The sequence below is a fragment of the Streptomyces sp. NPDC001493 genome (assembly GCF_053597235.1).
Window position 1 is genome coordinate 202825 of record NZ_JBSFHV010000009.1, and the last position, 14915, is coordinate 217739.

Annotated in this window: 11 protein-coding genes; 7 read left to right on the forward strand and 4 right to left on the reverse strand. The window is 74.1% G+C overall.

Annotation, left to right across the window (positions count from 1 at the left end):
* From ACWCWD_RS15860 to ACWCWD_RS15875, 4 genes are all read left to right on the forward strand, one after another.
* Positions 1-2481: a substrate-binding domain-containing protein gene (locus tag ACWCWD_RS15860; RefSeq protein ID WP_450773323.1), complete on the forward strand. Its 2481-nt coding sequence runs from the start codon at positions 1-3 to the stop codon at positions 2479-2481.
* 68 nt (positions 2482-2549) lie between these two features.
* On the forward strand, positions 2550-3935 hold the full coding sequence (locus ACWCWD_RS15865) for an extracellular solute-binding protein (protein ID WP_450773324.1): 1386 nt from the start codon (positions 2550-2552) through the stop codon (positions 3933-3935).
* A gap of 292 nt (positions 3936-4227) precedes the next feature.
* Complete coding sequence (locus ACWCWD_RS15870) at positions 4228-5571, forward strand: DUF692 domain-containing protein (protein WP_450773326.1); 1344 nt, start codon at positions 4228-4230, stop codon at positions 5569-5571.
* A gap of 2 nt (positions 5572-5573) precedes the next feature.
* A complete protein-coding gene (locus ACWCWD_RS15875; protein ID WP_450773411.1) occupies positions 5574-6674 on the forward strand; it encodes a TIGR04222 domain-containing membrane protein in 1101 nt (366 codons plus the stop codon).
* A gap of 65 nt (positions 6675-6739) precedes the next feature.
* Here ACWCWD_RS15875 and ACWCWD_RS15880 read toward each other — a convergent pair whose 3' ends face one another.
* A complete protein-coding gene (locus ACWCWD_RS15880) occupies positions 6740-7261 on the reverse strand; it encodes an AAA family ATPase (RefSeq protein WP_450773327.1) in 522 nt (173 codons plus the stop codon).
* A gap of 164 nt (positions 7262-7425) precedes the next feature.
* Here ACWCWD_RS15880 and ACWCWD_RS15885 point away from each other — a divergent pair, with 164 nt between their 5' ends.
* Both ACWCWD_RS15885 and ACWCWD_RS15890 read left to right on the forward strand, forming a co-directional pair.
* On the forward strand, positions 7426-8226 hold the full coding sequence (locus ACWCWD_RS15885; RefSeq protein ID WP_450773329.1) for a TIGR04222 domain-containing membrane protein: 801 nt from the start codon (positions 7426-7428) through the stop codon (positions 8224-8226).
* Positions 8227-8365: 139 nt separating this feature from the next.
* Positions 8366-10012, forward strand: coding sequence for an alpha/beta fold hydrolase (locus tag ACWCWD_RS15890; protein ID WP_450773331.1), 1647 nt, complete (start codon positions 8366-8368; stop codon positions 10010-10012).
* A gap of 99 nt (positions 10013-10111) precedes the next feature.
* Here the strand turns inward: ACWCWD_RS15890 and ACWCWD_RS15895 are convergent, their stop codons facing one another.
* From ACWCWD_RS15895 to hemG, 3 genes are all read right to left on the reverse strand, one after another.
* Complete coding sequence (locus ACWCWD_RS15895; RefSeq protein WP_450773333.1) at positions 10112-11083, reverse strand: carbohydrate kinase family protein; 972 nt, start codon at positions 11081-11083, stop codon at positions 10112-10114.
* A gap of 354 nt (positions 11084-11437) precedes the next feature.
* Positions 11438-12151, reverse strand: a complete 714-nt coding sequence (gene hemQ, locus ACWCWD_RS15900; RefSeq protein ID WP_327178727.1) for a hydrogen peroxide-dependent heme synthase — start codon at positions 12149-12151, stop codon at positions 11438-11440.
* A 177-nt stretch (positions 12152-12328) separates the two neighbouring features.
* On the reverse strand, positions 12329-13756 hold the full coding sequence (hemG, locus tag ACWCWD_RS15905) for a protoporphyrinogen oxidase (protein ID WP_450773334.1): 1428 nt from the start codon (positions 13754-13756) through the stop codon (positions 12329-12331).
* 126 nt (positions 13757-13882) lie between these two features.
* Here hemG and ACWCWD_RS15910 point away from each other — a divergent pair, with 126 nt between their 5' ends.
* Entirely contained in the window at positions 13883-14890 is a 1008-nt protein-coding gene (locus tag ACWCWD_RS15910; protein ID WP_450773335.1) for a DUF4349 domain-containing protein, read from the forward strand.
* Positions 14891-14915 lie beyond the last annotated feature (25 nt).

Here is a 14915-nt window from a genome sequence, read left to right on the forward strand (position 1 = left end):
GTGCCACAGCGGTTCGACCCACGGGGGAGGGCGAATCGGGCGCTACTCGTCGGTGTGCCCGAGTACCAGGAGATACAGCCGCGTGACCTGCAGGCCGTGAGCCACAACCTGACGCAGCTGTCGGAGGTGCTGCGTACCGGGAAGCTCTTCGAGCCGGGCGAGATCACGGTGTGCAGGCCCGAGGGCGTCGACGATTTCACCCGCGCGCTCAACGACGCGGTGCAGTCGGCCCGGGGGCTGCTGTTGTTCTACTTCGCCGGCCACGGCGCCGTCCCCGCGGCCGCGGACGAACTCTGGCTCCAGATGCGCAACGCGCGCGTCGTCGCCGGCTCCGCCGCCGTGTTCCAGGGGTCCCAGTCGTGGAGCCAGATACTCGGCACCCTGGTGAGCAGCCCGGCCGAGCAGATCGTCGTCATCCTCGACTGCTGCCACGCGGGAAACGCCGCCCTCGTCTGGGAGGCCCGCCGCGAGAAGCAGCGCGTCTCCCAGTTGATGAGCGTGCAGGCGAACAACCTGATCAGTTCGGGTCCCGGCACCCGGCCCACGCCCTTCACGGAGCAGCTCCTTCGGATACTGAGGGGCGGCGTGGCCGGGCAGGGCGGCGACGTCGGGTTCCACGCGCTCTCCGAAGAGCTCAGGGCTTACATGACCGAGCACTACAAGACGGAGCGCCCCGAGCCGTGGGAGCCGCAGAGCAGGCCCGCGACCTCCGGTGTGGACGTCCTGCTGGCCACCGATCTCCCCCCTGTCGATGAGGACCGGCCGCAGCCCTGGTGGCGCAGAAGACGGGCCGCCGTCGTCGCCGCCGCCGCTGCCGTCCTGGTGCTCCTCGGCTGTGGCGTCTGGATCCTGCCCGGGCTCGGCGCCCCGGTGCGCTGCGCGCCGCCTCTGGAGCTGAGGCTGCTGACCGACCCCGACATCGAGACGACGGTGGACAAGGCTGCCACGGCCTACATGGCGTCCGACGCCAACCGTACGGGCGACGGCTGCCGGCGCAGCGGCATCACCACGTACAGCGCGGGCGCCGCCGACGTCGTGGCGGCGTTCCGGGACGACACCGGGGCCTGGCAGCAGCCCGCGACCGGTGACATCAATCCGCAGCGCGACATCGGGGCCCAGCCGGACATCTGGATTCCGGCCGTCTCGGCCGACGTGGAACGGGCGAGCTCCGGGGCCGGTCCGGCCTACGCGTCGATGGGTGACCTCCAGCCGCTGGCCTCCTCGCCGATCGTCCTCGCCGTGCCCAAGAGCTTCACCAAGGTCCTGTCGCAGCGTGACGGCCGGAAGCTCGCCGACCTGGTCGGGGGGCTCCGGTCGACGTATCCCCGGGCGCAGGTGCGCCGGGCCGACCCGGAGTTCGCGGAGGCCGCCCTGCTGGCGTCGAGCGGGCTCTACGCGACGGCATCGGGCAGGGACGCAGAGAAGACCGTCGCGTATCCCGGGCCGCCCGCGCCCACCGCGAACGATCTGCTGTGCGACTTGGCCGAGATGGACGAGGTGGACGACCGTACGGCGGTGCTCGTTCCCGAGCACCTCTTCACGACCGGTGGCGGATGCGAGTCGGGGAGCCGTGCCGAGCGCGTGGCGCAGTACCCGGACGACGTGCCGGGGCTCGACCTCACCTACGTCCGGGTGACCTGGCAGAACGCGCAGCGGGACCGGGACGCCAGGAACGAGGCCGCGGACGGCTTCCGGAAGTGGCTCGTCGGAAAGGGCGGTGCCGACGTCTTCCGCGAGGACGGCTTCCGGGCGCCCGCGGGCGGCGGTGCGGGTGCGGCGGCCGCCTGGGCCGTGAAACCCGCCGCGGGCACGCTCGCCGACACGGGTCCGCTCGCGGGAGCGGCGAGCGGCGACACCCTGGACCGCGCACTCCGCACGTACCGCAGCGCGAACGGCCCTGGCAGTGTGCTGTTCCTGCTGGACAGCTCCGGCTCGATGGGCGACAAGTGGCACGGACCGAGCGGCGCCCCGGGCATCCTGAAGCAGTCGCTTCGCGGCCTCGGCGTCAACGACACGTACGGCGTCTGGTCGGTCGGCGAGAAGAAGGACGGCACCTCGCACACGGATCTGCTCACGTTCGGGCGGCACTCGAACGCGGCCGCGGAGTCGACGATCGACAAGCACGCCAAGGTCGAGGACGTCGAGGCCGATCCGTACAAGGCCCTGAAAGACGCCTGGAACTTCATGGCGGACCAGGACACCGGCGACCAGCATCCGCAGCTGATCGTCTACCTCACGGACGACGAGGAGAAGGACAAACTGACCGAGGGCGGGCGGCTGGCCGAGCTGCTGAAGTCGGCGGGCGAGCGGAAGATCCCCGTAGTCGTCGTGTCGGTGCAGCAGGGCACGTGCGACCCGGGAAAGCCCAACGAGCTCATCGCGGTCGCCAGCGGAGGGCGGTGCCTGGACGCCAACCGGAGCGATCTCGTGCCCGCGCTGCAGGACGAGGTCGCCAGAACCGGATCGGGAGACCAGCGATGACCTCACCCCGCCCCGGGCCCCGGACGGCACCCCGGCGACGCTTCCGCGCACGGACACCGTGGCCCGCCGTGCTGCTCACGCTCTCTCTCCTGACGGCCGGATGCACCGGCGGCGGGGACGAGGCCGATGGCGGCGGGCAGGGTACCGTCCCCGCGTCCGACGGCAGCGGGTCCCGCGACATCTTCGTCGCGAGCGGGCGGGACGTCACCGGCAAGGGCGGTGTCCGGCAGCAGTTGATAGACGACTGGAACGCCCAGCAGAGGGCGGCGAACGGCGCGGGCGCCTACCGGGCCCACCTCGTCGAACTGTCGGGTTCGGCCGATCAGCAGCGCAGTCAGCTGCTCGGCGCGCTGCAGTCGGGCAGCGCGGACTACGACGTGGTCAATCTCGACGTCACCTGGGTACCGGAGTTCGCCGCGGCCGGTCTCGTCCGGCCCCTGAGCGACGACCTGCTCGACGACGACGTGATCGATTCCGTCGCACGCACGGCGCGCTGGGACGGGGACGTGTACTCCGTACCGTTCAACAGCGACGTCGGCCTCCTCTACTACCGGCCCGACTATCTGAAGATGGCGGACCCGGACGACGCCGACCTGAAGGGAAAGGTGAAGACCTGGAGCGATCTCGAGAAAGTGATCAACGACGTCGACAGGGCGGAGATGCCCCCGAAGTACAAGGCCGGCTGGACCACTCAGCTCAAGGACTACGAGGGCCGTACGGTCAACGCCGTCGAGGCGTTCGCGTCGTCCCGCGACGACGGAGCCGCGCTCACGGACGACGCGGGCCGCTACACGGGGACCAAGGAGAAGCTGCTCAGCGGCATCAGCGATCTGCGCACCAGAACCGCCCGTGCGCTGACCCTGACGTACAAGGCGGACGAGGCCGGGTCGCTCGCGGACTTCGCCGCCGGAAAGACGGCCTTCCTGCGTCACTGGCCCTACGCCTACGGCGCGTTGAGCCAGACGTTCGACGCATCCCAGCTCCAGGTCATCCCTCTGCCGGGCAAGGCGGTGCTCGGCGGCCAGAACCTCGCGGTGACGCGCGACTCTCCGCATGCCGGGGCGGCCCAGGACCTCATCCGCTTCCTCACCGGCAAGAACAGCCAATGCCGCCTGCTGCACGCCGGGTTCGCGGCGACCAGGACGTCCGCGTACGAGGGCAAGCTCACCTGCCCGGAACGCAACCAGACCCCGACGTCCCCGGCCGGCTCCGGTGAGAGCGCCGACCGCATGCCGCGCGACCGGCAGGGCCGGCCCGCCTACGCCTCCGGCACGCTCCTGGCCGCTCTCCGCGGCGCCGCGCTGCGTCCACGGACCCCGTACTACGGCGCCTTCACGCAAGCGGTGCGCACCGAGCTCGCGCCGCTCTTCGGCGAAGGGCAGTCGAAGAGCAACGAGGAGCTCGCCGAAGATCTCGACGCGGCACTGCGCAGGGCCATGCCCACGGCCGGCTGACGGCGCACCGTACCGGCCCGTGCCGGCACGGGCCGGCCCGAGGGGGGCAGCGACTCGCGGAGCGGGAGCGGGGGCACGATCGCGTCACCACCCCCCTCCGTCCCCCGCAACCTCAAATCCTGCTCTGAACGTCTCTCCGTTCGGGTTCGCCGCGTCGCGCCGGGGTCATCACCTCTCCACGGGCAACGAATCCGGGGGCGCCGAATCCAGGGGCGTCGAATCCAGGGGCGCCGAATCCGAGGGCAGCGCGTCCGAGGGCAGCGACCGGATCGCCCGGGAAGGGGGGAGCGCCATGAGGCTCGGGGTCGGGATCGGCTGGCGTCCGGAGATCGCGGACGCGGTGGAGGCGCTGGAGGGCGTCGAGTGGGTGGAGGCGGTCGCGGAGAACCTCTGCGCGGACCATCTGCCCGATTCGTTGGTACGGCTCCGGGCGCGGGGCGTCACGGTGGTGCCGCACGGGGTGGCGCTGGGGCTCGGCGGCGCGGAGCGTCCCGATCCGCGGCGGCTGGCGGATCTGGCGGCGCGGGTGGAGCTGCTCGGTGCGCCGCTGGTGACGGAGCACATCGCGTTCGTACGGGCCGGGGGGGCGGCCACCGGTTCGCCCGCGCTGGAGGCGGGCCATCTGCTGCCCGTGCCCAGGACCTGGGACGCCCTGGACGTGCTGTGCGAGAACGTGCGGATCGCCCAGGACGCGCTGCCGGTGCCGCTGGCGCTGGAGAACATCGCGGCGCTGGTCAACTGGCCGGACGAGGAGCTGACGGAGGGGCAGTTCCTGGCCGAGCTGGTCGAGCGGACGGGGGTCCGGCTGCTGATCGACGTGGCCAATCTCCACACCAACCACGTCAACCGGGGCGAGGACCCCGCCACGGCGCTGGACGAACTGCCGGTGGAGGCCATCGCGTACGTCCATGTGGCGGGCGGTGTCGAGAAGGACGGGGTCTGGCACGACACGCACGCCCATCCGGTGACGGCCCCGGTGCTGGACGTCCTGTCGGAGCTGCGCTCCCGGGTGGACCCGCCCGGTGTGCTGCTGGAACGCGACGACGACTTCCCGCCCGCCGAGGAGCTGGCCGGTGAACTCACCATGATCCGGGGGACGTTGGAGGCGGCGCGCCATCGCCGTAAGAGCGCTCCGACACGGACGGCGGCGCCCGGGGCACGGGCGACGACGGGCGGGGCGCGGGCGACGGACGGGGCCCGTGAACGCCTGGCCCGGGCGCAGGCCGGCCTGCTCGCCTCGCTGGTCGCCGGTGCGCCCGTCCCGGCCGGTTTCGACGCGGAGCGGCTGGGCGTGCAGAGCCGGGCGCTGGCCGCCAAGCGGGCGGGCATCGTGGCGAAGGTGGCGCCGGAGCTGCCGGAGATCCTCGGAACCGGGTACCGCGCCGCGTTCCTCCGTTATGCCGAGGGCCGTCCGCCGGCCTCCGGCTACCGCCGTGACGCGCTCGCCTTCGCCGAACACCTGCTGGCCTCGGGCGAGCCCGCCGACGACGCGGCCCGGCTGCGGCTGACCCACTGGTGGCAGGAGCGCGCGGGGGCGCGGCCGCCCCGGCGCACGACCCGGTTCCTCCGTGCGGCGCGGGCCGCGCTCACCACGTCCACCACCACGCTCAGAGCGTCTTCCGGAGGGACCCGATGACCATGAACCTGCTCGCCCTGCTGCTGACGCTCGGGATCGTGGTCTCCGGCGTCCTGCTCCTCTCGGCGCGCTCCCGGAGCGGCCCGCGGGGCGCCGCTTTCGGCGCCGCGGTGTACGACGACCACGAGGCGGCCTTCCTCGGCGGGGGTCCGGCGAGGGTCGTGGACACCGCCCTCACCGCCCTGCACGCCGACGGGCGCGTCGTGATCGGCGGACCGGGCATCGTCTCCGTGCTGCGGCCGTACGCCCAGGACCCGGTGGAGCGTGCCGTCCTGCAGGAGCTGGCACTCGCCCCCAGCGGGGCGCTGCACCTCCTGCGTCTCGCGGTCATGCGCCACCCCGCCGTGCAGGAGATCGGCGACGGGCTGGCGGCCCGGGGCCTGCTGGCCCGGCCGGAGGAGCTCCGCAGGCGGCGCCGCTGGGGCGGGATCCAGAGCGTGGTCGCTCTCGTGCTTTTCCCCGTCTCGCTGATCGCGACCTTCGTCCAGTACTCGACCCTCGACGGCTACGCAGACATGCCGTTCCCGTTCGTCGTCAAGATGCTGCCCGCGATCTTCTTCGGCGGGGTGACGGGCCTGGTGGTGGCGGTGGGTGCCCGGGCACGGATCACCAAGGCGGGGCTGGCGGCGGTGGGGGCGTACCGCGCGGCCCGCGCCGCAGGCGGATCGCCGGCGCAGCTGGTCGCCGCGTACGGCGTGCGGGCGTCGGCGGATCCTGCTCTGCGGGACCAGCTGACGGCGGCCGCGCGGTACCGGTCGCCCGGACAGGGTCGCCGGGGTGGCTACTCCCCCGCGCACCACTACGGGGGCGACGCCACCGGCGTGGCGGGGGCGGCGATGGTCCCCGCGGTGTGGTGCGCGGGCGCGGGCCCGGGCGCCGGTTGCGGATCGGGGTCCGGGTCCGGGTCGAGCTGCGGAGCGGGCGGCGGGTCCGGTTGCGGCGGGAGCGGGTCCGGTTGCGGCAGCGGGGGTTCCAGCTGCGGCGGGAGCAGCTCCAGTTGCGGCGGCGGGAGTTCGAGCTGCGGCGGAAGCAGCTCCAGTTGCGGGTCGAGCAGCTCCAGTTGCGGTGGCGGCGGGTCGAGCTGCGGGGGCGGGAGCAGCTGAGCGGGAGAACGGGGCGGCGGGCGAGCGTGTCTCCTGCCACCCGTCGCCCGCCGCCGCCGCGCCCCTCACCTCCCCACGGCCTCCGCGATGCGCCGAGCGGTCTCGTCGGGCGTGAGGCGGGTGGTGTCGACGACCTCGGCCTCGCGGTGCAGCCAGGTGCGGGCCGCCTCGGCGTACGGCTCCAGGTACTGCAGCCGGAACGTGGAGGGGCCCATGTCCGAGTCGCCCTCGATGCGCCCGCGCAGGGTGTCCTGGTCGGCGTGGAGGACGAAGTGGCGTACGGGGATGGCGTGGCGGGCGAGGCCCGCGCTGATCTCGCGCCAGTACTCCTCGACCAGCACGGTCATCGGCATCACCAGTGTGCCGCCGGTGTAGTCGAGGACGTGCCGGGCGGTCTCGACCACGAGCGGGCGCCACGGCGGCCAGTGCTGGAAGTTGTCGAGCGAGGGCAGTCCGGGCTTGATGTCCATGAGGGTCTCGCCGACCTTCTCGGCGTCGAGAACCCGTGAGTCCGGGATCAGCCGCTGCACGAGGGCGCTGGTCGTCGTCTTGCCCGCACCGTGGGTGCCGTTGAGCCATACGATCATCGGCCCACGCTACTCCGGAAGGGAAACGGCAACCACGAAAACAGCAACTACCGAAACAGCAACCACGGAAACGACCACCACGGAAGCCCACTTCTCCCCCTCATCCGTGTCCGTATGGTGAACGAGCCGTACCGCTCGCTCCTCCGCTCGCATAGAAATCACCCATGGTCTGGTTGATATGCCTGCTGATCGCATGGGCCGCGGCGGCCCTCTCCTGCCTGCGGCTCTGTCTCGCCGCCGCGAGGGCCGCCCAGCCGCCGGCCGCCTCCTCGCGCCGGCCGGACCCGGCGCCGTACGACCTGAGCCTGTACGAGACGGCCTTCCTGGCCGGCGGTCCTGAGCGGGTCGCCGATCTGGCGCTGGTCTCCATGCACCTGCGGCGGAGTCTGCTGCTGGCCCACACCGGCTGGGCCACGGTGGTGGACCCCCAGGGCCGGGACGAGGTCGAGCGCACCGTGATCCGGGCCATCGGTCCCGAGGGACAGTCGAGGATCGCGCCGGTACGGGCCGCCGCCGCGGCGGCCGAGCCGGTACGCGCGCTGGCCGACCGACTGGTGGCGGCCGGCCTCGCGATGCCGCACGCGCTGCGCGGCGCGACGGCGGCGGCGCTGGGCGAGGTCAAGCGCACGGCGGTGCTGATCGTGGTGCTGGCGCTCGCCTCCGTGCTGCTGCCGGGCCGGTCGCTCTCGCCCGGCGGTCCGGCGATCGTCTGGTTCGCGCTGCCGCTGGTGCTCGTGGTGGGCTGCCTGCTCATCGTGCGGATCGAGAACCATCCGTACAGCCCGTGGGCCTCCCCCGCCGGGCAGGAGCGGCTCGACTCGCTGCGGGCGTCCGGCCCGGGGCGCGGCACCCACCGCCATCTGCTGGCCGCCGTCGCCGTGCGGGGCCTGCGTGCCGTGCAGGACCCGCTGCTCCGCGCCGCGCTGACGGGCCGTCGTACGGGAGGTCCGGGGCCCGCGTACTGACACCGGGTGCGCCGGTCCGTCACGCGGGACACGCTCCCGCACGCCGTCGGCCGGTCCTTTACTCCACCGCCGCGCGCGCACGACGATCCTCTTCCGCCCCGCAGGACGCCTCGCGGGGCACGGACGAAGGGACCGACCGGTGAGAGCATTCACGCGGTACGCGACGGCCGGGGCGATGCTCCTCGCCTCGCTGCCCGCCGCCGCATCCGCCACGGCCGCACCCGCGCTCACCGGGGCGGCGGCCCGGGCGGACGTCACGGTGCCCGAGCCATGGGGGACGGTGATCGCCGCCGGGCGGGCGGGAAGACGGGGGATCGCCTTCGGCGACTGCCCGGAGAGCGAGATGCTGCCCGAGTCGCTGCGGTGCGGGACCTTCTCCGTTCCGGTCGACTACGCGCACCCGTTCGGGCCGCAGCTCGAACTCGCCGTCAGCCGGAGGGCCGCCACCGGCGAGGCGGCCGAGCACCAGGGCGCGCTGGTCTACGACCCGGGCGGCCCGGGGGCGGCGAGCATCACGTTCCCGCTGGTCGGCGAGTGGGCGGCCTGGCGGAAGACCGCCCGCGCCTACGACCTGGTCGGCTATGCCCCGCGCGGCGTCGCCCCGTCGCCCGCGCTCTCCTGCCGCCGCCCCGAGGAGGCGGCCGGGACGCCCACGGACTCGCCGCAGCAGCCCTCGTACGCGTACAAGCGGGAGCGGATCGTCCTCGCGACGGCGTACACCGACGGGTGCGTGCGCGCGGCCGGGCCGGCGCTGCGCCACTACTCCTCCCTGGACGGCGCCCGCGACCTGGACGTGCTGCGGGCCGCGCTGGGCGAGCCCCGGCTGACCTTCATGGGCACGGACCAGGGTGCCTACGTCGGGGCGCTGTACGCGACGCTGTTCCCCTCGCACGTACGCCGGATGGTCTTCGACTCGCCGCTCGACCCGGACGCGCGGCGGATCGGCTACCGGACGGGGCTGGCCCGCTCGCGGGCGCTGGAGTCCCGCTTCGGGGACTTCCTCTCCTGGGTCGCCCGCCACGACGACGTGTACGGCCTGGGGACGACCGCCGACGCGGTGCGCGGGGTCTACGACCGTCTGCGGTCCGAGGTGTCGCGGAACCCGGCGGGCGGCACGGTCGGCACCGCCCAGCTCCAGGCGGCCTTCCTGAACGCCGCGTACTACGACGACTACTGGGCGATGCGGGCGTCGGCGCTGGCCGCGTACGCGAAGGGCGACCCGGAGCCGCTGGTCACGCAGGCGTCCCCCCGGCCGTACACGGCGAAGGGCGACGAGAACGCCGACGCGGTCCGCACGGCGGTGGAGTGCAACGACGGGGTGTGGCCCGCCGACTGGAGCGTCTGGGACCGGGACCACACCCGGGCGGCCCTGCGGGCTCCGTTCGCCGCCTGGGCGGGCGCCTGGGCGAACCTGCCGTGCGCCTCCTGGCCGCGGCCCCGGCAGGACCCCCTGGACGTACGGACCGGACCCGGCGACATCCCGCCGGTGCTGGTCCTGGCGGCGGAGCGCGACGGGGTGACGCCGTACGCGGGTGCGGTGGAGCTGCGGCGGCGGCTGCGCGGGGCGGTGCTGGTCACCGAGCGGGACGCGGGTTCGCACGGCATCGGCGGCGCCGACAACGCGTGCGTCAACGGCCACCTGGAGGCCTACCTGCTGACGGGCCAAGTGCCCGCCCGGGACGCCGAGTGCGCCCCGCACCGCGAGCCGAACGCGCTCTCGCTGAACCGGGCCGTCCCCCGGGACGCCGGACCGCAGCGCATCCTGCGGGGCGACCCGGCCTCCTGACGGGCACGCACCGGGCGGCGGGCGCCACGCGGCAGGCGCCACGCGCCGGGCAGCGGGCAGCGGGCGCCGGGCGCCAAGCGCCACGCACCGGGCGGCGGTTCAGCCGGACTGCTCCATCTCGGCGGCGTACGGCGGCTGGGCGCCCGCCACCGCGCAGGTGCGGGCGGCCACCGCGGCGGCGAACTCCATCGCGCCCCGCAGCGCGGGTGCGGTCAGGCCGTCCAGCCGGCCGCCGAGCAGCCCGTCCGCCGCGAGGCGGTGCAGCAGCCCGGCGGTGAAGGCGTCCCCGGCGCCGATCGTGTCGACCACGTCCACCGCGGGCGCGGGCACCCGGACGTCGAGGTCGCGGGTACGGGCGAGGGCGCCGTCGCCGCCGAGGGTCACCACCGCGAGCCCGGCGCCCGCCGCGAGCAGCCGGTCGGCGGCCTCGTCCGGCCCGGTCCCCGGCATCAGCAGCTCCACGTCGTCGGCGCTGACCCGGACGATGTCGGCCAGGGCGCACCAGTGCGGCAGCCGGGAGCGCAGCCGCTCGACGTCGACCAGGGTGGGGCGCACATTGGGGTCGACGCAGACGGTGGCGGTGTGCCGGGCGTGCTCCAGGGCTGCTTCGATCGCGGCGGCGCCCGGCGGGAGCGCGAGGGCGAGGCTGCCGGTGTGGACGCAGGCGGAGGGCGGTTCGGCCGCGAGGGCCGCGGTGAGCTCGGCGGGCGTCCACTGCCAGTCCGCGGTGGCCTCGGCGTAGAAGTCGTAGGAGGCGCCGCCGGTCTCGTCGACGCGCGCGAGGGCGAGGGTCGCGGGGCGGGCGCTGGTGACCGAGGGGCCGAGGTCGACGCCGGAGGAGGCGAGCCGCTCGCGCAGCAGGGTGCCGAGCGGGCCCTTCGAGAGGCGGCCCGCGAAGCGGGTGGGGGTGCCGAGCCGGGCGAGCGCGACGGCGGTGTTGGCGGGGCCGCCGCCCGCGTGGACGGTCAGCGGGGTCGATCCGTCCGGTGCGGTCGTCCCGAGGAAGGCGTCGGCGACGGCTTCACCGATGACGGTGACGGGCGGATGCGACGGAACGGGAGGGGGCGTCATGACCGGGCCTCGGGCTTTCTTCTGGGGCGGCCCGGGAGGCGGTCGCGCCGCCGCGCCCCGGTACCTCGCGGAGGGATGCGGACGCGGGCCCTGGGTCCCGGGGCGTGCGGGTCACGTATGACCACGCACGCCCCGGAAGGACGCCGGTGCGGCACGCAGGCTGCGAGCCGCACCCGGAGCCGGACCCGGTGTCGCTGGAGCGGCTGTCCGTGACGCTGGACGCGTCCGGACGCCGTCTGATCTTCCGGGTCGGGGGTGGCCGGGAAACGCCGGCATTGCGAGTCGGGCCACCAGGTGTGCGGGTGGCCGGCGGTCTTCCGGGAGGGCCCCCGGGAGAACGCCGACCAGAGGACCCTACGCGAGTCCCGCGACGAGGTCGGCGACCGCCTTGCGGCGACCGGTGTAGAACGGCACCTCTTCGCGCACGTGCATGCGCGCCTCGGAGGCCCGCAGGTGGCGCATCAGGTCGACGATGCGGTAGAGCTCGTCGGCCTCGAAGGCGAGGAGCCACTCGTAGTCGCCGAGCGAGAACGACGCCACGGTGTTGGCGCGGACGTCCGGGAAACCGCGGGCCATCTTGCCGTGGTCGGCGAGCATCCGGCGGCGGTCCTCGTCGGGCAGCAGGTACCAGTCGTAGCTGCGCACGAACGGGTAGACGCTGACGTAGTCGCGGGGCGTCTCGTCGGCCAGGAAGGCCGGGATGTGCGACTTGTTGAACTCGGCGGGGCGGTGCAGCGCCATGTTCGACCAGACCGGCTCCAGCGCGCGGCCCAGCTTGGTGCGCCGGAAGAGGTTGTACGCCTCCTGGAGCTCGTCCGAGGTCTCGGCGTGCCACCAGATCATCAGGTCGGCGTCGGCGCGCAGACCGGAGAGGTCATAGGTGCCCCGGACGGTGATGTCCTTGGCGGCGAGCTGGTCGAACAGCTCCTGGACCTCGTCGGCGTAGCCCGCGCGGTCGTCCGGCAGCACGTCGCGCAGCTTGAAGACGGACCACAGGGTGTAGCGGATGACCTCGTTGAGGTCCTTGGCCTTCTTGCCGGCGTTCGGGATCTTCTCAGGCGCACTCATACGGCTATTGTCCCGCCTCGTCTTCCGTGCCCCGAACCAGGGTCGGCGTGGCGATGATCTCCCCCGCGATCTTCACCGCGATCCTCCCCGCGAGCTCCCCCATGAGCCCCCGGCGAGCCCCGGTGATCTCCTGTGAAGGGGCCGTCGCGGCGGGCGCGGCAAGGGAGATCACGGGGCTCACGGCCGGCCCGTCAGCTCGGCCGCGATCTCGTCGGCGGCGCGCTGGGCGCTGCCGACGCAGGCGGGGATGCCGACGCCGTCGTAGACCGCGCCGCAGACCCGCAGGGCGGGCAGCTTCGCGACCTCGCCCCGGATGCGGTCGACCTTGGAGAGGTGGCCGACCGGGTACTGCGGGAGTCCGCCGATCCACCGGGTGACCGTGGTGCCGACGGGTGCGGCGGTGAGGCCGGTGGCGGCGGCGAGGTCGGTGCGGGAGACCGCGGTGAGTTCGTCGTCCTCGCGGTGCAGGTGGTCCTCGTCGCCGTAGCGGCCGACGGAGGTGCGGAGCACGAAGAGGCCGGGGTCGGCGTCGGCGACCCACTGCCACTTGTTGCTGGAGAAGGTGGCGGCCTTGATCGTGCGGCCGTCGACCGGCGGCACCAGGAAGCCGGACCGCCCGCGCAGGGCCTCCACCGCCTCGGCGTCGGCACGCCGGAACGCCATGGTGATCAGGGCCATCGAGGCGTACTCGACGCCCGCGAGCTCGGCGGAGGCCGCCGGGGACTCGGCGGCCAGCAGGGTGGAGGCGGACCAGGCGGGGGTGGCGAGGACGATGCCGTCGGCGGTGATCACCCGGGTCTCCGTACGGACGTCCCAGCCGTTCTCCGTACGGGACAGGCCGAGTACCGGGGTCGCGGTGAGGATCTCGCCGCCCTGGGCCCGTACGGTGTCGGCCACCGCGTCCGGCAGGGTGCCGAGGCCGCCCGCGATGCCCTGGAAGACGGGTCCGCCCGCCTGCTGCGCGGCGGCCCGCTCCTGGACCCGGCGCACCCCGTCGAGCAGCGGTCCGCCCTGCCGGGCGATGTCGAAGAGCTGCGGTACGGCGGCGCGCAGCGAGATCCGGTAGGCGTCGCCCGCGTACACCCCGCCGAGCAGTGGTTCCACGAGGCGGTCGACGACCTCGCGGCCGAGCCGGTCGGCGACGTACGCGCCGACCGCGACGTCGTCGCCCACGGCGGTCGCGGTCAGCTCGCGTTCCTGGGCGATACGGGCGATGCCCTCGCGCGAGAGCACCTCGCGCAGCGCCTCCGGGTCGCCGGGGACGCCCATCACGTGGCCCTTGGGCATCGGGCGGAGCGCGTCGCGGGTCCAGAGGGAGGCGGCGGCCGTGGCGGGCGGCTGGAGGCGGTCGCCGAGTCCGGCGGCGCGGGCCAGGCCGACCGCTTCGGGGCGCCTGGCGAGCATCGACTCGGCGCCGAGGTCGACCTGGACGCCCGCGACCTCGCCGGTCATGAGCTTCCCGCCGAGCCGTGCCGAGGCCTCCAGGAGGGTGACCCGTACCCCGCTGCCGAGCAGCCGGTGGGCGGCGGCCAGTCCGGCGATCCCTCCGCCGACGACGACGACGTGCGGCGTGTTCGCGTGCGCGTGCTGTTCAGAACCCTGCATGGGTCCACTCTCTCAAACCCGGAACGAGTCCCGACCGTGACTGCTTCGAAACCGCTTCCGGGAAACCTGACGAGCGGCGAGTACGTCCAAGGGCACACATCAACTCACCAGCCGGGGGGACAAGTTATGCAGTCCACGCAGAGAACCCAGCGACGGCCGGAGCGCCCGCGCCTCCGTACCCGGGGGGCGGGCCTCGCGGCCGGGGCCCTCGTCGTCCTGCTCGCGGTGGCGGGGTGCGGCGCGAACGACGGTGGCTCGGACAAGTCGGCCTCCGACAGCAAGGCGGCCGCCGTGCGGGACGAGGGGGGCGGGGCGGAGGCGGCGGCCGACTCGGGGACGCCGGACGGCACGCGCCCCGCGGCGGGCGGGAAGTCGGACGGGAAGGCGGCGGACAAGGTCACGGCGACCGCCGCCCACGTCATCCGCACCACGGAGATGTCCATCGAGGTGAGGAGCGTTCCGAAGGCGGTCGCCGCGGCCCGGTCCGCCGCCGAGGGCAGCGGTGGGCTCGTGGAGAGCGAGGCGACCGAGCGGGTGGACGACGTCCACGACGCCTCGCACCTCGTGCTGCGCGTCCCGGAGGACCGGTACGAGGACGTGCTGAAGCGGCTGACCGGCGCCGGCAGACTGCTGTCGCGCACCTCGGAGGCGAAGGACGTCACCGACCAGGTCGTGGACGTGGAGAGCCGCGTCGCGACCCAGCGGGCGAGCGTCGACCGGGTGCGTGCCCTGATGGAGAAGGCGGAACGGATCAGCGATGTCGTCGCCCTCGAAGGGGAGTTGAGCAGCCGTCAGGCGGACCTGGAGTCCCTGCTGGCGCAGCGGGCGAGCCTGGCCGACCGCACCTCGCTGGCGACGATCACCCTGGACCTCATGGAGCCGGACTCGCCCGGTGCCGTCGGCGACGACGATCCCGGGTTCTGGGACGCGGTGACCGGCGGGTGGGACGCGTTCGTGACGACGCTGCGCTGGATCGCGATGGCGATCGGCGCCACCGCCCCGTTCCTGGCGGCCGTCGCCCTGGTCCTGGTGGTCTGGCGGCTGGTGCGCCGCCGCCGCGCCCCGGAGGCCGGTACGGCCGCCCCGGTCGCCGCGGACGAGCGGGAGGAGGCGGGCACGACTCCCGCTCCCTGAGCCCGCCGGGGGGAACGCCGCGAAA

What these genes read in the sequence shown, in the direction of transcription:
- ACWCWD_RS15880 (WP_450773327.1), bottom strand. Translation starts at nt 7,261, where the DNA reads ATGATCGTATGGCTCAACGGCACCCACGGTGCGGGCAAGACGACGACC.
- hemQ (WP_327178727.1), bottom strand. Translation starts at nt 12,151, where the DNA reads ATGAGTGCGCCTGAGAAGATCCCGAACGCCGGCAAGAAGGCCAAGGAC.
- ACWCWD_RS15910 (WP_450773335.1), top strand. Translation starts at nt 13,883, where the DNA reads ATGCAGTCCACGCAGAGAACCCAGCGACGGCCGGAGCGCCCGCGCCTC.
- ACWCWD_RS15875 (WP_450773411.1), top strand. Translation starts at nt 5,574, where the DNA reads ATGAACCTGCTCGCCCTGCTGCTGACGCTCGGGATCGTGGTCTCCGGC.
- ACWCWD_RS15870 (WP_450773326.1), top strand. Translation starts at nt 4,228, where the DNA reads ATGAGGCTCGGGGTCGGGATCGGCTGGCGTCCGGAGATCGCGGACGCG.
- ACWCWD_RS15895 (WP_450773333.1), bottom strand. Translation starts at nt 11,083, where the DNA reads ATGACGCCCCCTCCCGTTCCGTCGCATCCGCCCGTCACCGTCATCGGT.
- hemG (WP_450773334.1), bottom strand. Translation starts at nt 13,756, where the DNA reads ATGCAGGGTTCTGAACAGCACGCGCACGCGAACACGCCGCACGTCGTC.
- ACWCWD_RS15885 (WP_450773329.1), top strand. Translation starts at nt 7,426, where the DNA reads ATGGTCTGGTTGATATGCCTGCTGATCGCATGGGCCGCGGCGGCCCTC.